Here is a 17,179-nt window from a genome sequence, read left to right as displayed (position 1 = left end):
CGTTCGTGCGCGCCGCCCTGGGCAGCGTATTGTTCAATGCGCGTCGAGCGCGCTGCGGATCGGTGCGAGAAACGCGCGAACCCGTCCAGCAACGTCGTCGGCATCCGTCGCGCCGGCCAGCTTGTCCACCAGCGCGCTGCCGATCACCACCGCATCGGCGAAACCGGCGATCGCCCTTGCGCTCGCTGCATCGCGAATGCCGAAGCCCACCGCCACCGGCGCCTTCGAGCGGGCGCGGATATCGGCCACGCGCACCGCGATGTCGCCGGTGCTCAAGTGTGCCGCACCGGTGATGCCGGCGAACGAGACATAGTACAGGAAACCCTCCGCCGAACCGCACAACTGCGCCATACGCGAGGGTTCGGTGGTGGGTGCGGCGAGCAGGATCTGCTGCAGCCCGGCGTCGCGCAGCGGCTGCAGCACGGCGGATTCTTCCAGCGGGCAATCGACCAGCAGCACGCCGTCGACGCCGGCCTGCACGGCCTCCTGCGCGAAGCGCGCGTAGCCGTGAATCTCGACCGGATTCAGATAACCCATCAGCACGATCGGCGTGTCCGCATCGCGCTGGCGGAACGCAGCGACCCAGCCCAGCACGTCGGCCAGGCCCACGCCTTTCGCGATCGCCCGCTCGCTGGCGTGCTGGATCACCGGGCCGTCCGCCATCGGGTCGGAGAACGGCACGCCCAGCTCGATCAGGTCGGCGCCGGCGTCGACCAATGCATGCATCAACGCCACCATGTGCTGCGGCGACGGGTCGCCCGCGGTGACGAACGGGATCAAGCCAGTGCGATGGGCAGCCTTCAGTGCGGCGAAGCGACGGTCGATACGGCTCATACCTCGACTCCTTCGCGCGCGGCGATCGTATGCACGTCCTTGTCGCCGCGGCCGGAGAGATTGCACAGCACGATGCCGTCCTGCGGATACTCGCGCGCCAGCTTGATCGCCTGCGCCACCGCGTGGCTGGATTCCAGCGCGGCCAGGATGCCTTCGGTGCGCGCCAGCAGGTGGAACGCTTCCAGCGCCTCGTCGTCGGTGATGCCGACGTAGTCGGCGCGGCCGGCGTCCTTCAGGAACGCATGCTCGGGGCCGACGCCGGGATAGTCCAGGCCGGCCGAGACCGAATGCGTCTCGGTGATCTGGCCGTTGTCGTCGCACAGCACGTAGGTGCGGTTGCCGTGCAGCACGCCGGGACGGCCGGCGGCCAGCGAGGCCGCGTGATGACCCGTCGCGATGCCCTCGCCCGCCGCTTCGGCGCCCACGATGCGCACGCTGGCGTCGTTGAGAAAGGCATGGAACAGGCCGATCGCGTTGGAGCCGCCGCCGACGCAGGCGGTCAGCACGTCGGGCAGGCGGCCATACTCTTCGAGCATCTGCGCGCGCGCCTCGCGGCCGACGATCGCGTTGAAGTCACGCACCATCAGCGGGTACGGATGCGGCCCGGCCACGGTGCCGATGATGTAGAAGGTGTCGGCCACGTTGGTGACCCAGTCGCGCATCGCCTCGTTCAGCGCGTCCTTCAGCGTCTTCGAGCCGGAAGTGACCGGCACCACCTCGGCGCCGAGCAGCTTCATGCGGTAGACGTTGATCTTCTGCCGCTCGATGTCCACCGCGCCCATGTAGACCACGCATTTCAGGCCCAGCCGCGCCGCCACCGTGGCGCTGGCCACGCCGTGCTGGCCGGCGCCGGTCTCGGCGATGATGCGGGTCTTGCCCATGTTGCGCGCGACCAGCGCCTGGCCCACGGTGTTGTTGATCTTGTGCGCGCCGGTATGGTTGAGGTCTTCGCGCTTGAACAAGATGCGCGCGCCACCGACGTGCTTCGACAGCCGTTCGGCGTGGTAGATCGGGCTGGGCCGTCCGACGTAGTGCTTCAGGTCGCGGTCGAGTTCGGCGATGAAGGCCGGATCCTCGCGCAGGCGCAGGTAGGCTTCGGTCAGCTCGGCCAGCGGCGCCATCAGGGTCTCGGCCACGTAACTGCCGCCGTAGTTGCCGAAGCGGCCGTGCGCGTCGGGGTAAGCGTTGTAGTCCACGATCTTGCTCATCTGGTCACTCGGGGAAGGGCATGCCGCACTGCGGCAAGCGGTCATCTTAGCGGCAAGCCCGGGCAAATGGGGTCACAGATAGCGGCGGACCGAAGCCCTGGCCTCGGCCAGTTGCGCGGGCGTGAGCGGGCCGAGGATGCCGCGCCGGTTGACGGGCAAGTGTGCGGCGGGATCCTCGTCGCCGAACACGTAGTAGTCCAGCAGCTCCCTCCACGCCGCCCGTTCCGTCGGCGGCAGCGAGCGGAAGGCGAGGATGCAGTGCATCAGGCAGCCCAGCGCGGTGTCCGGCGCATGACCGGCCGCGGGCACTGGCCGCCACCAGTAATTCACCAGCGCATTGATCCGCTGCAGGGATTCCACGTGGTGCCACCACAGCGGTGGGATGTAGATCGCATCACCCGGATGCAACTCCGCCACCTGCGCTTCGGCCAGCGCCAGTTTCAGGCGGGGATAGCGCGGATCGTCGGGGCGGTCGAGCCGGGCGATGCCGATCGCCGCGCCGGTGGGCGCGAAATCCAGCGGCCCGACGTACAGGTTGCGCGCCTGTTCCGGCGCGAACAGGGTGAAGCGCCGGACACCGCACACCACGCAGGCGACGTTGTGGTACTCGTCGAAATGCGCCGGCGTGGTGACCCGGTTGCCGATCCAGATGCGCGGCTGGATGCTGCGGTCGAGGAACGGAATGGCGTGATCATCCAGCAACCCCGGCAGGCACTCGGCGATCAGCGCGCTCTGCATCGCCAGCCCCGGTGCACCCGGCTGACGGCTGTACTGCGCCAGCCGCTGCAGGCCCTGGCCGATCGAGACGCGGTGGTGCTCGTAGTTGAAGCCGTCGAACGCCGCGTTGTAGCCGATCACCCCACCCTCGCCCGGCGGCAACAGCAGCGCATCGACCTCGCTGCCGTTGTCCCGCCGCGCCAGCTCGCGGGCGAAGGCATCGTCCGACTGCCGCGCCCAGGCCACCATCGGCCAGTCGCGGCACAGACCGCGGATCACCAGCGGACGGGCGCGACCGACCAGGTCGGCAAGGGCGAACGACCCGTCGCCATCGCGGCATTCCTCGATGGCGACCGGCGCGCCGCTCACGCCGCATCCGCCTCGCGCACCGCGCGGATGAAGGCTTCCAGCCGGGTCGGGTCCTTGATCCCCGGTGCCGACTCCACCCCGCTGGCCACGTCCACCGCCCACGGCCGCGCCGCACGCACGGCCGCGCCCACGTTGCCGGCGTGCAGGCCGCCGGCAAGGATCAGCGGCTGCGCCAGATCGCTGGGCAACAGCGACCAGTCGAAGGTCCGGCCGCTGCCACCGGCCTCGCCTGCCGCGTGGCCGTCCAGCAGCAGGCCTGCGGCGCGCGGGTACTCCCGCAGCCGCGGCAACGCCGCCACGCCCTCGCCCATCGCGATGGCCTTCAGGAACGGATGGCCGAACTGCGCGCACCAGGCATCGCTCTCGCTGCCGTGAAACTGCAGCAGGGTGGGCCGCACGTCATCGAGCACCTGCCGCACCAGGCCCGGCTCGTCGTCCATGAACAAGGCGACGGTAGCCACGAACGGCGGCAGCGCCGCCACGATCTCGCGTGCCCGCGCCAGCGTCACCTGCCGCCGGCTGCGTGCGGTGAACACCAGCCCGATCGCGTCGGCGCCGAGCCGCGCGGCGAGCTGCGCGTCACCAACCCGGGTCATGCCGCAGCACTTGATGCGGATCATTTGCCGGCTCCCATCAGGCAGACCTCGGCCGGCAGGCCCCAGTGCACTTCATAGCGCGGGCCGATGAAGGTCAACCCAGAAGCCGGCGCGGTCGGCCCGGCCACCTGGCGGTCGCAGCGGGCCAGCAGCTCGGCCATCCATGCGACCGGCTGCTCGCCGCGACCGATCAGCAGCAGCGAGCCGACGATATTGCGCACCATGTGATGCAGGAACGCGTTCGCCTCGATCTCGACGAACAGCTGTTCGCCCTCGCGCCGCACGCCGACTGCCAGCACGCTGCGGCGCGGGTGCGCGGCCTGGCAGGACAAGGCACGGAATGCACTGAAATCGTGTTCCCCCAGCAGTGCCTGCGCGGCTTCGTGCATGCGCGCGGCATCCAGCGGCAGGCGCTCCCAGGTGACGTAGCGCGCATCCAGCGCCGCGCGCACCGGCCGGTTGAGGATGTGGTAGCGATAACGCCGGCTGCGCGCCGCGTAACGCGCGTGGAAGCTGTCCAGCACCGGCTGCGCCCACAGCACCGCCACGCTGGCCGGCAGGTTGGAACAGCCGCCGAGTACCCAGCCGCGCATGTCGCGGCGTGCCTCGGTGTCGAAATGCACCACCTGGCAGCGGCCATGCACGCCAGCGTCGGTGCGCCCCGCGCAGCTGACTTCCACCGGATGGTCGGCGACCTTCGACAGCGCCTGCTCCAGCACGCCCTGCACGCTGACATCCGTCTTCAGGCGCTGCCAGCCGCTGAAATCGGTACCGTCGTATTCGATGCCCAGGGCAATACGCATGGAGTCGTGCAGAGATTCGCCGAAAAAGAAAGATTAGCAGGCCGCAACGGCATCGGGCCGGCAAAAGCCGGCCCGATGCATCCCGCGAAAGGTGCCGCGCGACTCAGTGCAGGCTGTCGAGCAGGCGCTTGGCGGCGTCCTTCTGCATCTGGGTGCCTTCCTTGACCACCTCGCCGAGCATGGCGCGCGCGCCTTCGGCGTCGCCCATGTCGATGTAGGCACGTGCCAGGTCGAGCTTGGTGTCCACCGGGTCGTCGTTGAACTCGTCCAGCTCATGACCCGGGCCGGTCGGCAGCGGCGTGCCGCCTTCTTCATCGAAATGCCAGTTCGACGCCGGTACGGCGGGCGCCGGCTTGCTCGACGCCAGCGGTGCAACCACGGCAGCATCGTCCGCCGTCGGCGCGGCGCGGGACGCCGGCTCGGCGACGGCCCGGGTCAGGTCGAAGTTGAAGTTGTACTCGCTGACGGGTTTCGGCCCGTTCGGCGGCAACGGCGGCATCGAGGAGACCCCCGCAGGTGCATCGTTCTGATCGGCATAGTCGTCGATGTTGAACTCGCCGCGCGCCTCGGCATCGTCATGCGCCGCCGGTTCGGCGTGGTGGTCGAACAGCGGGTGGCCGGGCACCAGGTCCTCGCCCATGTGCAGCACGTCCTGCCACTCGTCCTGCTGCGGGTCGGTGATATGGGCGTGCATCGCCTCGGCTGCCGCCTCGAAATGCTCGACGTCGCGGCGCGAGTAGTACAAGGTGACCAGTTCCAGGTGCAGGCCGATGTCGTCGGGGTGTTCGGCCAATTGGTCGAGCAATTCGTCCTGGTCGATGTCATCGCCGGGGAGGTCCTGACCAGCGGATGGCGAACCGAAACGATCCGCCAGCGACGACGAAGCCTTCGCTGCGTCGGCGCCCGGCTTGCGCCGACGACCAAGCATGGCCAGCAGGATCAGCAGCACGATCGCGCCGGCCCCGGCCGCCCAGGCCCAGGTCTGCATGTACCACGGCTGCTCGACCGCTGGCGTGCTGGCCGATGGCAGCCTGGCAGGCTTCTCCACCGGCTTGGCCGGCGCTGGTGTCGCGGCGATGGGCGTGGTCACCACGGAGGCCCCGCTGACCGGCGTGCTGGCCGGGCTGGACGCAGCAGCCGGCGCGGCTGTCGCCGCCGAGTGGGCGGCAACCGGCGCCGCAACCGCATGGGCGGCAGTGCTGGCGGTGGCGGTGGCGGTTTCCAGGCGGCTTGCCGCCGCCGGCACGGTCGCCGCGGCAACCTTTGCCGTGCTGGTCGTCGCGGCCGGCGGCATGCCGGCCGCCTTGCGCGCGGCAGCCAGCTTGGCCTGCAGCTCGGCGATCTCGTTGTCCTTCAGCGACAGCAAACGCTCATTCTTGCTGTTGATGTCCGCCAGATCCTTCAGGCGGGTCTTCAGATCGGTACCCTGCTGCTGCAGGCTGGCCAGGCTTTCGCGGGTGCGCATCAGGTCCTGGCGAAGGCTGGCGCTGGACTTGTCACCCGCACCGCTGCCGCGGATTCCGGCAGCGCTGCCTTCCTTCGCCGGCACCAGCGCAAGCCGGTCGCCGGTATCCGGCGCGCTGGCGGGCGCCGCAGAACTGGTGGCGCGGGTCGCGGCATCGGCCACGACCGTGGGTTTTCCCGGCACGCCGGCTCGCCAGTCGCTGTTCTGCCGGCGCACTTCGGCGGCGGCTGCGGCGATCGTCATGGCCTGCGCCTCGGCCGAGGTCGGTACGCGCAACACAGCGCCACTCTTCAGCGCATTGATGTTGCTGCGGTAGAACGCATCGGGGTTGGCCTGCTGCAGCGCCAGCATCATTTGCTGTGCGTCCACGCCAGCCGGCGTCACGCTGCGCGCGATGCTCGACAGCGTCTGGCCGCGCTCGACCGGGCCGTAGTGGCCGTTGCTGACTGCCGGGGCAGCCGGCTTCGGCTTCGGGACCGGCGCGCGTGCGGGTGTTGCCGGGCTGGGCCGGGCGGCCACCGGCGCCGCGGCCGGAGCCTTCGCAGGTTGCGCCGGCTGGCTCGGCGCCGATACGGCCGGTACGGCGGCAGCTGTCGCCGTCGGTGCGTTTGGTGGATCGAGCAGGATGGCGTACTCGCGCACGCTCTTGCCGGCCTTGCCGTTCACTTCGATCAACAGGTCGAGGAAGGGATCGTCCACCGGCGTACTGCTGGTGATGCGGATGACCGGCTGGCCGGCACCGGCCTGGCCCACGCTGAAATGCAGCGGGATCGAGGTACGCCCGCCGACGATGCCTGCGCGCGCAAATTGCTCGCTGGAAGCCAGCTGGACGGTGAGACCCTGCAACTCCGCCGGACTGTCGGGATGCAGCGGGATCTCGGCCAGCAACGGCTGCCCCAGCGTCGATTTGACCTGGATCTGGCCAAGGTCGACCGCCATGACCTGGCTGCTGCCCAGTGCCAGCGCGATCAGCATCGACAACTTCAACGAACGATTCATTGCATGTTCCCCCGAACGATCCTGGCGCGACTCTTCAATTTATTCATGGCGTTGCCGCAATGGCGGCCACTACCCCAAACGAGGTGCCACTTTAGTTACATGCAGGCCAATCAACAATAGCTGCAGCGAATACTTGCAGTGCATTGCTGTGGTGCGTTCTCACCACAGCGGCACTTTCAATCCGCACCCGGGACCGGCACGGCCTGCAGTTCGTCCAGTTGTTTGTGCAGCTCGGCGATGGCCTGGTCCTGCTGCTGCAGCCGTTCGCTGGCCCGCCGGCTGTCCGATTCCTGCCGGCCGAGGTCCTGTTCCAGCTGTTCCACTTCGGCCTGGCTGCTGGCCAGTTGCTGCCGGGCAGTCGACAGCGGTTTTGCCAACGCCGGCGTGACCGGCAACGACTTCGCCCGGTCGCCGGCCCAGGCCGTCGACACGATTACAAATCCAGCAAGTACAAGGAGTTGCATCAAACGCATTTCAGAGATAATCCTCGATCAGCAGTTCGGCGATCTGCACCGCATTCAGCGCCGCGCCCTTGCGGATGTTGTCCGAGACGATCCACAGGTCCAGCCCGCGTTCGTGCGAGATGTCCTCGCGGATACGCCCCACGTACACCGCGTCGTTGCCGGCCGCCTCGCCCACCGGGGTCGGATAGCCACCCGGCTTGCGCTCGTCCACCAGCACCACGCCCGGTGCCTGCCGCAGCAGCTCGCGGGCCTGCTCGGCGGTGATCTTGTCGCTGGTCTCTATGTGCACCGCCTCGGAATGACCATAGAACACCGGCACGCGCACCGCGGTCGGGTTCACCTGAATCGACTCGTCCTCCAGGATCTTGCGGGTCTCCCACACCAGCTTCATTTCCTCCTTGGTGTAGCCGTTCGGCTGGAAGTCGTCGATCTGCGGAATCACATTGAACGCGATCTGGGCCGGGAATTTCTTGCCCGGCTCCACGCTTTGGAAGTTCAGCAGGGCCGCGGTCTCCCGCCCCAGCTCCTCCATCCCGCTGCGGCCGGCGCCGGAAACCGACTGGTAGGTGGCCACGTTGATCCGCTCGATCTGCGCCGCGCGGTGGATCGGCGCCAGCGCCACGAGCATCTGCATGGTCGAGCAGTTCGGGTTGGCGATGATGCCGCGCGTGGTGTACTGCGCGATCGCGTGGGGATTGACCTCGCTGATCACCAGCGGGATGTCGTCCTGGTAGCGGAACTCGGAAGTGTTGTCGATCACCACCGCGCCAGCCGCCGCCGCCCGCGGTGCGTGCACGCGGCTGACCGAGCCCCCGGCCGAGAAGAACGCGATGTCGACGCCGGCGAAATCGTAGGTATCCAGCAGCTGCACGGTGATGTCCTTGCCGGCGAAGCTGACCTTGCCGCCGGCGGAACGCTCGCTGGCCAGCGGCACCAGCTCACTGACCGGGAACTCGCGCTCGGCGAGGATCGCCAGCAGGGTCTCGCCGACCGCGCCGGTGGCGCCGACCATAGCGACCTTGTAACTGCTCTTCTGACTCATGGGGATTGTCTGCTCAGGGGTGGAGGGTTGCGCCGGTCACTTGTCCAGCACGGAAGGGTTGAGGATGGTCGGCGGCCGCCCGGCGTGCGGGCCGTGGCCGAACAGGGCCAGCACATTGTCGACCGCCACCGAGGTCATCGCGCGGCGGGTTTCGGTCGTGGCGCTGGCGATATGCGGGCTGAGCACCACGTTGTCCAGTTCGAGCAGGCCCGGGTACAGCGCCGGCTCGCCCTCGAACACGTCCAGCGCGGCGCCGGCCAGGCGTCGCTCACGCAACGCCGCCGCCAGCGCCCTGTCGTCCACGATGCCACCGCGGGCCACGTTCACCAGCATCGCGGTCGGCTTCATCAGCGCCAGCTCGGGCGCACCGATCGCGTGCCGGGTCTGCGGCGTCAGCGGCAGCACCAGCACCAGGAAATCGGCTTCGCGCAGCAGCTGTGCCTTGTCGACGAAACGAGCGTTGCAGGCGCGTTCGGTCGCCTCGGGCAGCGGCGAACGGTTGTGGTACAGCACCGGCATGCCGAAGCCGACTGCGCGACGCGCGATGGCCTGGCCGATCCGGCCCATGCCGAGGATGCCCAGGGTACGGCCGCGCACGTCGGCGCCCAGCCACGCCTTGAACTCGGTGGCACGCCATTGCCCGGCGCGCAGCCAGCGCTCGGCCGCCATCATCCGCCGCGCCGCGCCCAGCAGCAGCGCCCAGGCGTAGTCGGCCACGCTCTCGTTGAGCACGTCGGCGGTGTTCGAGGCGGCGATGCCGGCGGCACTGAGCGCATCCAGATCGAGGTTGTCGTAGCCGACGCCGAGGTTGGCAATAATGCGCAGCCGACGCGCGCCGGCGATTTCCGCCGCGCCGATGCGGTCCTTCAGGCCGACGATCACGGCATCCTGCCCGGCCAGCTTCGCCGCAAGTTCGGCCGGACTGAACTTGCGCTCCTCCGGCTCGGCCGTCACCTCGAAGTGCGGTTCGAGCCGGGCGACGATGTCCGGGAAGGTGGGACGCGAGATCCAGACGCGCGGCTTGCTGGTCAAGGCACGGCTCCGATCGCGGGGGCCATCTCGTCGGCAAGCCAGTAGTACGCCAGCGTCATCGCGAACAGGGTTCCGATCAGCCACAACGCCCAGCGCCCATGCCGCCAGGCTGCGCGGAACGGCGAATACTGAGCCGGAATGTCGACCAGGTACGCTGCGCAATAGCAGGCATTGGCGAGCACCGCCAGCACGAACAAGGCCAGCACGGACTGGAATCGCAGGGCGGCCAGGACACCCGGCCAACTCATCATGACCCAGCCGACGACCACCAGCACCAGTGCCAAGTTGTAGGCGATCCGCCGCACTTCCCAGTAACGGATCGCGTCGCCGAGGATGTCCTGCAACGACGCATGCGGCGGAGCGGCGTGGAGCGGATTCGACGATACAGGCATGACGTACCCCTCCGGCTCAGGGAATGCGCGGCGCCACCGCGCCCACATCGCCGCACTGGGCGCGGTGGCGCAAGGCATGATCCATCAGCACCAGCGCCATCATCGCCTCGGCGATCGGCGTGGCGCGGATGCCGACGCAGGGATCGTGGCGGCCCTTGGTCACCACCTCGACCGGCTCGCCGGCCAGGTTCACGCTGTGGCCGGGAATCAGGATGCTGGAGGTGGGCTTCAGCGCGATCGAGGCGGTCACCGGCTGGCCGCTGCTGATGCCGCCGAGGATGCCGCCGGCATGATTGGACGCAAAGCCGTCCATGCTCATCTCGTCGCGATGCTCGCTGCCGCGCTGGGCCACCGCGGCGAAGCCGTCGCCGATCTCCACGCCCTTGACTGCGTTGATCGACATCAGCGCACTGGCCAGGTCGCCGTCGAGCTTGCCGTAGATCGGTTCGCCCCAGCCCGGCGGCACGCCGTCGGCGACCACGTTGACACGCGCGCCGACCGAGTCGCCGGATTTGCGCAGCACGTTGATGTAGTTCTCCAGCGCCGGCACCTGGGCTGCGTCGGGCCAGAAGAACGGGTTCTGCTCCACCGCGTCCCAGTCGAACGCGTCCGGCACGACGTCGCCGATCTGCGCCAGGTAGCCGCGCACGCGCACGCCGTAATGTTCGGCCAGCCACTTCTTGGCGACCACTGCGGCGGCCACCCGCATGGTGGTCTCGCGCGCCGAGGAACGCCCGCCGCCGCGTGGGTCGCGGATGCCGTATTTCTGCCAGTAGGTGTAGTCGGCGTGGCCGGGGCGGAAGCTTTGCGCGATGTCGCCGTAGTCCTTGCTGCGCTGGTCGGTGTTGCGGATCAGCAGCGCGATCGGCGTGCCGGTGGTCCTGCCCTCGTACACGCCTGAAAGGATCTCCACCTCGTCGGCCTCGTGCCGCTGCGAGGTGTAGCGGCTGCGGCCGGTGGCGCGGCGATCGAGGTCGCTGCGGAACTCCTCGGCGCCGAGCGCCAGTCCCGGCGGGCAGCCGTCGATCACGCAGCCGATCGCCGGCCCGTGGCTTTCGCCGAAGGTGGTGACGGTGAACAGTTTGCCGAAGGAATTGCTGGACACGAGGTTTGGACGTCTATTGGGTAATCGCCACAGCTTAACCGCGATGGCGCTGCGCTGCCCGCCATTCGTGCTCCAGCAGGGCGAAAATCACGTCGTCGACCCACTCGTCGCGCAGCCACAGGCTTTCGCGGTGGTGCGCCTCCTGGCGCATGCCCAGCGCATGCAGCAGCGCCATGCAGGCCAGGTTGCGCGGGTCGACCGAAGCGTGGACGCGATGCCGGCCGAGCTGACCGAACACATGATCGAACACCGCGCGCACGGCCTCGCCGGCATAACCGAGGCCCTGCCGGGCCGGCGCGATGCTGATGCCGAACTCGACCGAATCCCCGGCCGCTTCGGGCAGGTTCACGCCGAGGTCGCCGATCAGCCGGCCGTCCTCGCGCAGCCGGATCGCCCGCTGGAACCAGCCGTGCGACGGCGGTTGCGGCTGGGCATCGATGAACGCGCGGGCGGCGGCAAGATCGGCCGGGAACCAGCCCTGGTAGCGGGCTACCGCGGGATCCCTGCGCAGGGCGAACAGTGCCTCGGCATCATCGGCGCGCAACGCGTCGATACGCAGCCGCGCCGTGACCAGTTCCATCGCTCAGCCAGGAAGACGCACGGCGGCCGCCGCACGAATCGCCGCGACGTGCTCGACCAGGTCGCGCCGCTCCAGCGCAAACACCCCCATCGGGCCGACCTTGAACTCGATCCAGATGAACGGTACTTCCGGCAGCAGCGCGGCCAGTGCGTGCTCGCTCTCGCCTACCTCGACGATCAGCAGGCCGTCCTCGGTGAGGTGATCGGCCGCTTCGTCCAGCATGCGCAGGCACAGGTCCAGGCCATCCGCGCCGGAGGTAAGGCCGAGCTTCGGCTCGTGCGCGTACTCGCCCGGCAGCGCGGCGTATTCGTCCTCGGTGACGTAGGGCGGATTGGAGACGATCAGGTCGTACTTGCGCCCGGCCACGCCGGCAAAAAGATCGGACTGGATCGCCTCGACGCGGCCCTCGACGTGCTGGAACGCGATGTTCTCGCGCGCCAGCGACAGCGCCTCGTCGCTGACGTCGACGATGTCGACCTGCCACTCCGGGTTGTACTCGGCCATCGCGATGCCGATGCAGCCCGAGCCGGTGCACAGGTCCAGCGCGCGCTCGATGTGGCGCTCGTCCAGCCAGGGCGCGAAGCCCGACTCGATCAGCTCGGCGATCGGCGAACGCGGCACCAGCGCGCGGCGGTCGCTCTTGAACTTCAACCCGGCGAACCAGGTCTCGCCAACCAGGTAGGCCACCGGCAGGCGCTCGCTGACGCGGCGCTCGATCAGCGCCAGCACGTTCGCGCGCTCGGCCGTGGTGAGCCGGCCGGCGCCGTACGCCGGCGGGATGTCCGGCGGCAGGTGCAGGCTGGCCAGCACGAGATGCGTGGCCTCGTCGATAGGGTTGTCGTGGCTGTGGCCGAAGGTCAGCCCGGCCGCCGAGAAGCGGCTGGCGCCATAACGGATGAAGTCGATGATGGTGGCAAGCTCGGCGGTCACGGCGATCCAGGGATGAAACAGAATGGCCGGCCATTATAGGGCCTGAAGCGGCGGCCACCCCGTATACTGGGCGGATGACTTTCAACGTATTCCTGCAGTACATGCTGCCGCATCGCGCCCTGTCGCGGGTGGTCTACTGGGCCACGCGCTGGACCTTCGCGCCGTGGAAGAACTGGTTGATTGCCACCATCGTGCGCAACTACAACGTGAACATGGCCGAGGCGGCGCAGCCCGATGCGCTGGCCTACCAGCACTTCAATGCCTTCTTCACCCGCAAGCTGAAACCCGGCGCGCGTCGGGCCGATGCCGATCCGGCCACCCTGCTCTCGCCGGCCGACGGCCGCATCAGCCAGGCCGGCACGATCGTCGATGGCCGCATCTTCCAGGCCAAGGGTCAGGAATACAGCGCCGCCGAACTGCTCGGCGGCGACGAGGCCGCCGCCGCGCCCTACCGCAACGGCCGCTTCGTCACTGTGTACCTGTCGCCGCGCGACTACCACCGCGTGCACATGCCGCTGCAGGGAACGCTGAAGGAAACCGTGCACGTGCCGGGGCGCATCTTCAGCGTGGCGCCGTTTGCGGTGGCAGCGATCCCGCGGCTGTTCGCGCGCAACGAGCGGCTGGTCTGCCACTTCGAGGGCGAACACGGCCCGTTCGTGGTGGTGATGGTGGGCGCGATCCTGGTCTCGTCGGTGGCTACGGTGTGGGACGGGCTGGTGATCCCGCCGTACGCCTCGTCGATCCGTCGCAAGTCGTTCACCGGCCAGAACGTCACACTGGAACGCTTCGCCGAGATGGCGCGTTTCAACATGGGTTCCACCGTGATCCTGCTGCTGCCCGAGGGCGCGGCCGAACTGGATGACCTGCAGCCGCAGCAGGCCGTGCAGGTGGGCCAGCGGCTCGGGCGCGGCTGAGTATCCGTAATCCACGCCCAAAAACTGACGCGGCGGGTCATTTTGTGACGCCCTAGGCGCTATTCCGCTGGTTGCTTCGCTACGCTCTCGGCTTCGCCGCGCGTCCTGCGCGCCGACGAATTCCAGCGCCGAGGGGATCTCATGCAAATACTGACGCCAGTCCTTGTGATGATGCGCGCGCGCCTGCTTGGCCGCCAATTCCGCGACATCGAACGCAGCGTGCGGGCCTTGCCCAAGCGCAACCGCGAACGCCTGGGCACGCTGACCCTGCGCGAGATCGGACAAGCCTCGCGCAGCGATTTCCCGCACCTGTACGGCACCGCGCCGGAAGCGCGCTACCTGCCCTGGGGCCAGGGCACCGAGGCGGGTTACGAGCGCGCCTGCTCGAACAACGCCGAGGTGGCGCTGCGCGGCATCGCGCTATGGCTGGCCGTGGCCTACCACGAAACCAAGAATTCCCCGCACGCCAGCCTGCAGCCGCAGCACCGCCAGCTGATGCAGCTGTTGCGCGAACTGAAGGAAGTGCACGGCAGCGGCAGCCGCAGCGGCGACACCACCAGCAACTGGACGCAGGAAAGCGCGGTCGCCTGAAGCCCGGCCCGCGCGGTCACGAATCAGCGGCAAGTCGGCAGCTTCAACGTCTGCCCGATACTGATGTGGTGGTGCTTCAGCCCGTTCATCTCGGCAACTTCCTGGACGCTGGAGCAGTGCAGCTTGCGCACGATGCTGATCAGCGTATCGCCACGACGCACCTTGTAGCGGCTGGTTCCCCTCACCGCCGGTGGAGGCGCCACCGGCGCCTGCACCACCGGCACCACCGCGCGATGCAGGTCGCCGGCGAGGATCGGCCATGGGCCGTCGACGCAGCGCGCCGCGTAGGCCTGCTCCAGCAACTTCGGCAACTGCAGCGGCGCGCCCGCTGGCTGGGTCACCTGCGGGTCCAGTCGCGGATTGAGGTTGCGCAGGGTGCGGAACCAGCCGTCCCGCATGCCACCGGCCGAACCCAGGCACACGGTCAGCTCCGACAGCGAGGCCGGCCGCTTCAGGGTGACCGTGCCGGGCGCACCGTCGATCTTCGGGAAACGCAGGTTGTAGCTGTCCGGATGCTGGAACAGCCACGCCGCGGCAAGTACCGCCGGCACGTAGTCACGGGTTTCCTGCGACAGCTGGTCGTAGATGCGCGGATCGTAGAAGCTCACCGAGGTGTCGTCGCCGACCGTGCGGCGCATGCGCCCCTCGCCGCCGTTGTAGGCGCCGAGGGCGAGTTCGAGGTTGTCGTTGAATTTCCTCAGCTGCTCGTTGATGTACTCGGCGTTCGCCCGCGCCGATGCCGCCGGATCGAAGCGCAGGTCGAAACCGTTGTCGCTGCCCAGGCCGAAGCGCATGCCGGTGGCGTACATGAACTGCAACGGCCCCGACGCGCCCGAGCGCGAGACGGCGTGCACCTTGCCGCCGGACTCCTTGGCCATGATGCCGAACAGCAGCGCCTCGGGCAGGTCCGCCTTCTGGTACTGCGGCCACATCTGGTAGCGCAGGTACTGGTAGTTGACCCAGGCGTCCATCAGCTGCGGGCGCCACTGGGTCAGCCACATCTCCAGCGCGGCCTTCACCGGGCCGTTCATCGCGATCAGCTGCGACAGCTTCTGCCCGTGCAGCAGGGTCACGCTGCGCTGCGCCTGCGGCAGGCTGGCCGCGCCGGTGCTGCCGGTGGCCAGCGCCGCCTGCGACGGGTCGACGTCGCTGTCCAGATCCTGGCCGCTGCCGAAATCGCCGTCCTTCAGGCGCAGCAGATGATCGAACGCCGAGAAGAACCGTTGCGGATCGCAGCCAGCGGTATTGCCGCAGCGCGCCGAGGCCTCCTTCAGGCGGTCCAGCGAGCGGGCCAGGGTCAGTTGCGAGGCTTGCCGGTCACCCTCGCGCGATTGCTGCAGGGCGGTTTCGTAGCCCTTGCTGGCCTGGTCAAGTTCACCGTACAGCGTGTCGAGCGGGGTCGCCGGCCGGGCGCCCCCGGTGCTGGCACAGGCGGCAAGCAGAATGATCGCCATGGCTGGCAGAACCAGACGCAGAGTACGCACAACGAAACACGACGGCATCTCGAACTTCTACCTGCGGAAAACGCCCACCATAGCGGGCGCGGGGTTTCGACTCAACGCGCCGCGACAGCAGCACCAGCTTGGCTACAATCGCCCGACCAGCAACGGATGGAACGCCATGACTGAAATCCTGATCGGCCGCAACGACAGCACCAGCGTCAACCTCGACCCGCATTACGGCAACCGCCACGGGATGATCGCCGGCGCCACCGGCACCGGCAAATCCGTTTCGCTGATGGTGCTGGCCGAAGGTTTCTCGCGGCTGGGCGTGCCGTGCTTCCTGGCCGACGCCAAGGGCGATCTGGCCGGCCTGGCCATGGCTGCGGGCGAACCGGGCGACAAGCTCAAGGCACGCCTGTCCAAGCTCAAGCTCACCGACTGGAAGGCCCAGGCCAATCCGGTGATCTTCTGGGACATCTACGGCAAGCTCGGCCACCCGGTGCGCGCCACCATCAGCGAGATGGGTCCCACCCTGCTCGGCCGCGTGCTGGAATTGAACGACACCCAGGAAGGCGTGCTGGAGGTGGTGTTCAAGGCCGCCGACGACCAGGGCTGGCTGCTGCTCGACCTGGCCGACCTGCGTGCCCTGCTCACCTACGCCGCCGACAACGCCAAAGCGCTCTCGACCCAGTACGGGCTGATCAGCACGACCAGCATCGCGGCGATCCAGCGCGCGCTGCTGAAACTCGAGAGCGACGGCGCCGACCAGTTCTTCGGCGAGCCGGCGCTGGAACTGGTCGACCTGATGCGCCAGGACATGAGCGGCCGCGGCATCATCAACGTGCTAGCCGCCGACCAGCTGATCATGAAGCCGCGGCTGTATTCCACCTTCCTGCTGTGGCTGCTGTCCGAACTGTTCGAGCAGCTGCCCGAAGTAGGCGACCTCGAGCAGCCGAAGATGGTGTTCTTCTTCGACGAGGCGCACCTGCTGTTCGACGACGCCTCGCCGGCCCTGCTGCAGCGGGTGGAACAGGTGGTGCGGCTGATCCGCTCCAAGGGCGTGGGCGTGTACTTCTGCTCGCAGAACCCGGACGACGTGCCCGGCGTGATCCTCGGCCAGCTCGGCAACCGCATCCAGCACGCCTTGCGCGCGTTCACCCCGCGCGACCAGAAGGCGGTCAAGGCGGCAGCGGAAACCTTCGTGGCCAACCCGAAGCTCGACGTCACCGAGGCGATCACCAAGCTTGCCGTGGGCGAGGCGCTGGCCTCCACCCTGGCCAACGGCGGCGTGCCGACGCCAGTGGAACAGGTGCTGGTGACCACGCCGTGCTGCCGCATCGGCGCGATCACCGATGCGGAGCGCTCCACCATCCGCCAGCGCTCGCCGGTCGGCGCGAAATACGACACCACCGTCAATCGCGAATCGGCCGCCGAGATGCTGGCCAGGCGCGCCGAAGACAAAGCCGCCGACGCCACCACCGTCGCGGCCGACGCGCCGGCCAAGGGCTCGGCGAAGGAGGCCGACGGCGGTTGGGGTGGAGCGGTGCACGATGCCCTGTTCGGCACCAAGCGCCGCCAGGGCATGATCGAGACGATGGGCAAGCAGATGGTGCGCACCGCGGGCAGCCAGCTCGGCCGGCAGATCCTGCGTGGCGTGCTGGGCGGCATCTTCGGCGGCAAGCGCTGAGGCGCCATC

The 17,179-nt window shown here is 68.6% G+C and carries 17 protein-coding genes; 3 read left to right on the top strand and 14 right to left on the bottom strand.

Annotated elements, in window-relative coordinates; genetic code table 11:
• Positions 1–33: 33 nt before the first annotated feature.
• From trpA to prmB, 13 genes are all read right to left on the bottom strand, one after another.
• The gene (gene trpA, locus IMW82_RS01245) at positions 34–834 is read right to left on the bottom strand and encodes a tryptophan synthase subunit alpha (RefSeq protein ID WP_211003648.1); all 801 of its coding nucleotides are present in this window, start codon (positions 832–834) and stop codon (positions 34–36) included.
• Positions 831–2,042, bottom strand: coding sequence for a tryptophan synthase subunit beta (gene trpB / locus IMW82_RS01240; protein ID WP_211003647.1), 1,212 nt, complete (start codon positions 2,040–2,042; stop codon positions 831–833). The genes trpA and trpB overlap by 4 nt, the downstream gene beginning before the upstream one ends.
• 72 nt (positions 2,043–2,114) lie before the next feature.
• Complete coding sequence (locus IMW82_RS01235; protein WP_211003646.1) at positions 2,115–3,128, bottom strand: cupin-like domain-containing protein; 1,014 nt, start codon at positions 3,126–3,128, stop codon at positions 2,115–2,117.
• A complete protein-coding gene (locus tag IMW82_RS01230) occupies positions 3,125–3,748 on the bottom strand; it encodes a phosphoribosylanthranilate isomerase (RefSeq protein WP_108471438.1) in 624 nt (207 codons plus the stop codon). The genes IMW82_RS01235 and IMW82_RS01230 overlap by 4 nt, the downstream gene beginning before the upstream one ends.
• On the bottom strand, positions 3,745–4,527 hold the full coding sequence (truA, locus tag IMW82_RS01225; protein WP_108471439.1) for a tRNA pseudouridine(38-40) synthase TruA: 783 nt from the start codon (positions 4,525–4,527) through the stop codon (positions 3,745–3,747). The genes IMW82_RS01230 and truA overlap by 4 nt, the downstream gene beginning before the upstream one ends.
• A gap of 103 nt (positions 4,528–4,630) precedes the next feature.
• Complete coding sequence (locus tag IMW82_RS01220; RefSeq protein ID WP_108471440.1) at positions 4,631–6,991, bottom strand: FimV/HubP family polar landmark protein; 2,361 nt, start codon at positions 6,989–6,991, stop codon at positions 4,631–4,633.
• Positions 6,992–7,167: 176 nt separating this feature from the next.
• The gene (locus IMW82_RS01215; RefSeq protein ID WP_234411311.1) at positions 7,168–7,422 is read right to left on the bottom strand and encodes a BREX-1 system adenine-specific DNA-methyltransferase PglX; all 255 of its coding nucleotides are present in this window, start codon (positions 7,420–7,422) and stop codon (positions 7,168–7,170) included.
• 43 nt (positions 7,423–7,465) lie between these two features.
• Positions 7,466–8,497, bottom strand: coding sequence for an aspartate-semialdehyde dehydrogenase (locus IMW82_RS01210; protein WP_108471442.1), 1,032 nt, complete (start codon positions 8,495–8,497; stop codon positions 7,466–7,468).
• A gap of 36 nt (positions 8,498–8,533) precedes the next feature.
• Positions 8,534–9,529, bottom strand: a complete 996-nt coding sequence (locus tag IMW82_RS01205; protein ID WP_108471443.1) for a D-glycerate dehydrogenase — start codon at positions 9,527–9,529, stop codon at positions 8,534–8,536.
• Positions 9,526–9,873 (bottom strand): hypothetical protein, encoded by a 348-nt coding sequence (locus tag IMW82_RS01200; protein WP_211003645.1) that lies wholly within the window; start codon positions 9,871–9,873, stop codon positions 9,526–9,528. The genes IMW82_RS01205 and IMW82_RS01200 overlap by 4 nt, the downstream gene beginning before the upstream one ends.
• Positions 9,874–9,937: 64 nt before the next feature.
• Positions 9,938–11,026, bottom strand: coding sequence for a chorismate synthase (gene aroC / locus IMW82_RS01195; protein WP_108471445.1), 1,089 nt, complete (start codon positions 11,024–11,026; stop codon positions 9,938–9,940).
• Positions 11,027–11,060: 34 nt separating this feature from the next.
• Entirely contained in the window at positions 11,061–11,606 is a 546-nt protein-coding gene (locus tag IMW82_RS01190) for a GNAT family protein (RefSeq protein ID WP_108471446.1), read from the bottom strand.
• A 3-nt stretch (positions 11,607–11,609) separates the two neighbouring features.
• On the bottom strand, positions 11,610–12,536 hold the full coding sequence (prmB, locus tag IMW82_RS01185) for a 50S ribosomal protein L3 N(5)-glutamine methyltransferase (protein ID WP_108471447.1): 927 nt from the start codon (positions 12,534–12,536) through the stop codon (positions 11,610–11,612).
• A 74-nt stretch (positions 12,537–12,610) separates the two neighbouring features.
• On the opposite strand from prmB, the gene asd reads away from it, so the two are divergent.
• Positions 12,611–13,450 carry an archaetidylserine decarboxylase gene (gene asd, locus IMW82_RS01180; RefSeq protein ID WP_108471448.1) on the top strand — a complete coding sequence of 280 codons (840 nt, stop codon included), beginning with the start codon at positions 12,611–12,613 and terminating at the stop codon, positions 13,448–13,450.
• A 141-nt stretch (positions 13,451–13,591) separates the two neighbouring features.
• On the top strand, positions 13,592–14,041 hold the full coding sequence (locus tag IMW82_RS01175; protein ID WP_234411312.1) for a hypothetical protein: 450 nt from the start codon (positions 13,592–13,594) through the stop codon (positions 14,039–14,041).
• Positions 14,042–14,064: 23 nt separating this feature from the next.
• Here the strand turns inward: IMW82_RS01175 and IMW82_RS01170 are convergent, their stop codons facing one another.
• Positions 14,065–15,543: a transglycosylase SLT domain-containing protein gene (locus IMW82_RS01170; RefSeq protein ID WP_211003644.1), complete on the bottom strand. Its 1,479-nt coding sequence runs from the start codon at positions 15,541–15,543 to the stop codon at positions 14,065–14,067.
• Between the two features lie 118 nt (positions 15,544–15,661).
• Here IMW82_RS01170 and IMW82_RS01165 point away from each other — a divergent pair, with 118 nt between their 5' ends.
• The gene (locus IMW82_RS01165) at positions 15,662–17,170 is read left to right on the top strand and encodes a helicase HerA-like domain-containing protein (protein WP_108471451.1); all 1,509 of its coding nucleotides are present in this window, start codon (positions 15,662–15,664) and stop codon (positions 17,168–17,170) included.
• Positions 17,171–17,179: the final 9 nt, after the last annotated feature.

Source organism: Rhodanobacter sp. B2A1Ga4, from assembly GCF_018101315.1.
GTDB classification, from domain to species: domain Bacteria; phylum Pseudomonadota; class Gammaproteobacteria; order Xanthomonadales; family Rhodanobacteraceae; genus Rhodanobacter; species Rhodanobacter thiooxydans_A.
The sequence above is the reverse complement of the archived record's forward strand: the minus strand, read 5'-3'. Positions and strand labels throughout refer to the sequence as shown.

What these genes read in the sequence shown, in the direction of transcription:
- IMW82_RS01190 (WP_108471446.1), bottom strand. Translation starts at nt 11,606, where the DNA reads ATGGAACTGGTCACGGCGCGGCTGCGTATCGACGCGTTGCGCGCCGAT.
- IMW82_RS01210 (WP_108471442.1), bottom strand. Translation starts at nt 8,497, where the DNA reads ATGAGTCAGAAGAGCAGTTACAAGGTCGCTATGGTCGGCGCCACCGGC.
- truA (WP_108471439.1), bottom strand. Translation starts at nt 4,527, where the DNA reads ATGCGTATTGCCCTGGGCATCGAATACGACGGTACCGATTTCAGCGGC.
- trpB (WP_211003647.1), bottom strand. Translation starts at nt 2,042, where the DNA reads ATGAGCAAGATCGTGGACTACAACGCTTACCCCGACGCGCACGGCCGC.
- IMW82_RS01170 (WP_211003644.1), bottom strand. Translation starts at nt 15,543, where the DNA reads ATGCCGTCGTGTTTCGTTGTGCGTACTCTGCGTCTGGTTCTGCCAGCC.
- IMW82_RS01165 (WP_108471451.1), top strand. Translation starts at nt 15,662, where the DNA reads ATGACTGAAATCCTGATCGGCCGCAACGACAGCACCAGCGTCAACCTC.
- IMW82_RS01175 (WP_234411312.1), top strand. Translation starts at nt 13,592, where the DNA reads ATGCAAATACTGACGCCAGTCCTTGTGATGATGCGCGCGCGCCTGCTT.
- IMW82_RS01230 (WP_108471438.1), bottom strand. Translation starts at nt 3,748, where the DNA reads ATGATCCGCATCAAGTGCTGCGGCATGACCCGGGTTGGTGACGCGCAG.
- IMW82_RS01220 (WP_108471440.1), bottom strand. Translation starts at nt 6,991, where the DNA reads ATGAATCGTTCGTTGAAGTTGTCGATGCTGATCGCGCTGGCACTGGGC.
- trpA (WP_211003648.1), bottom strand. Translation starts at nt 834, where the DNA reads ATGAGCCGTATCGACCGTCGCTTCGCCGCACTGAAGGCTGCCCATCGC.
- asd (WP_108471448.1), top strand. Translation starts at nt 12,611, where the DNA reads ATGACTTTCAACGTATTCCTGCAGTACATGCTGCCGCATCGCGCCCTG.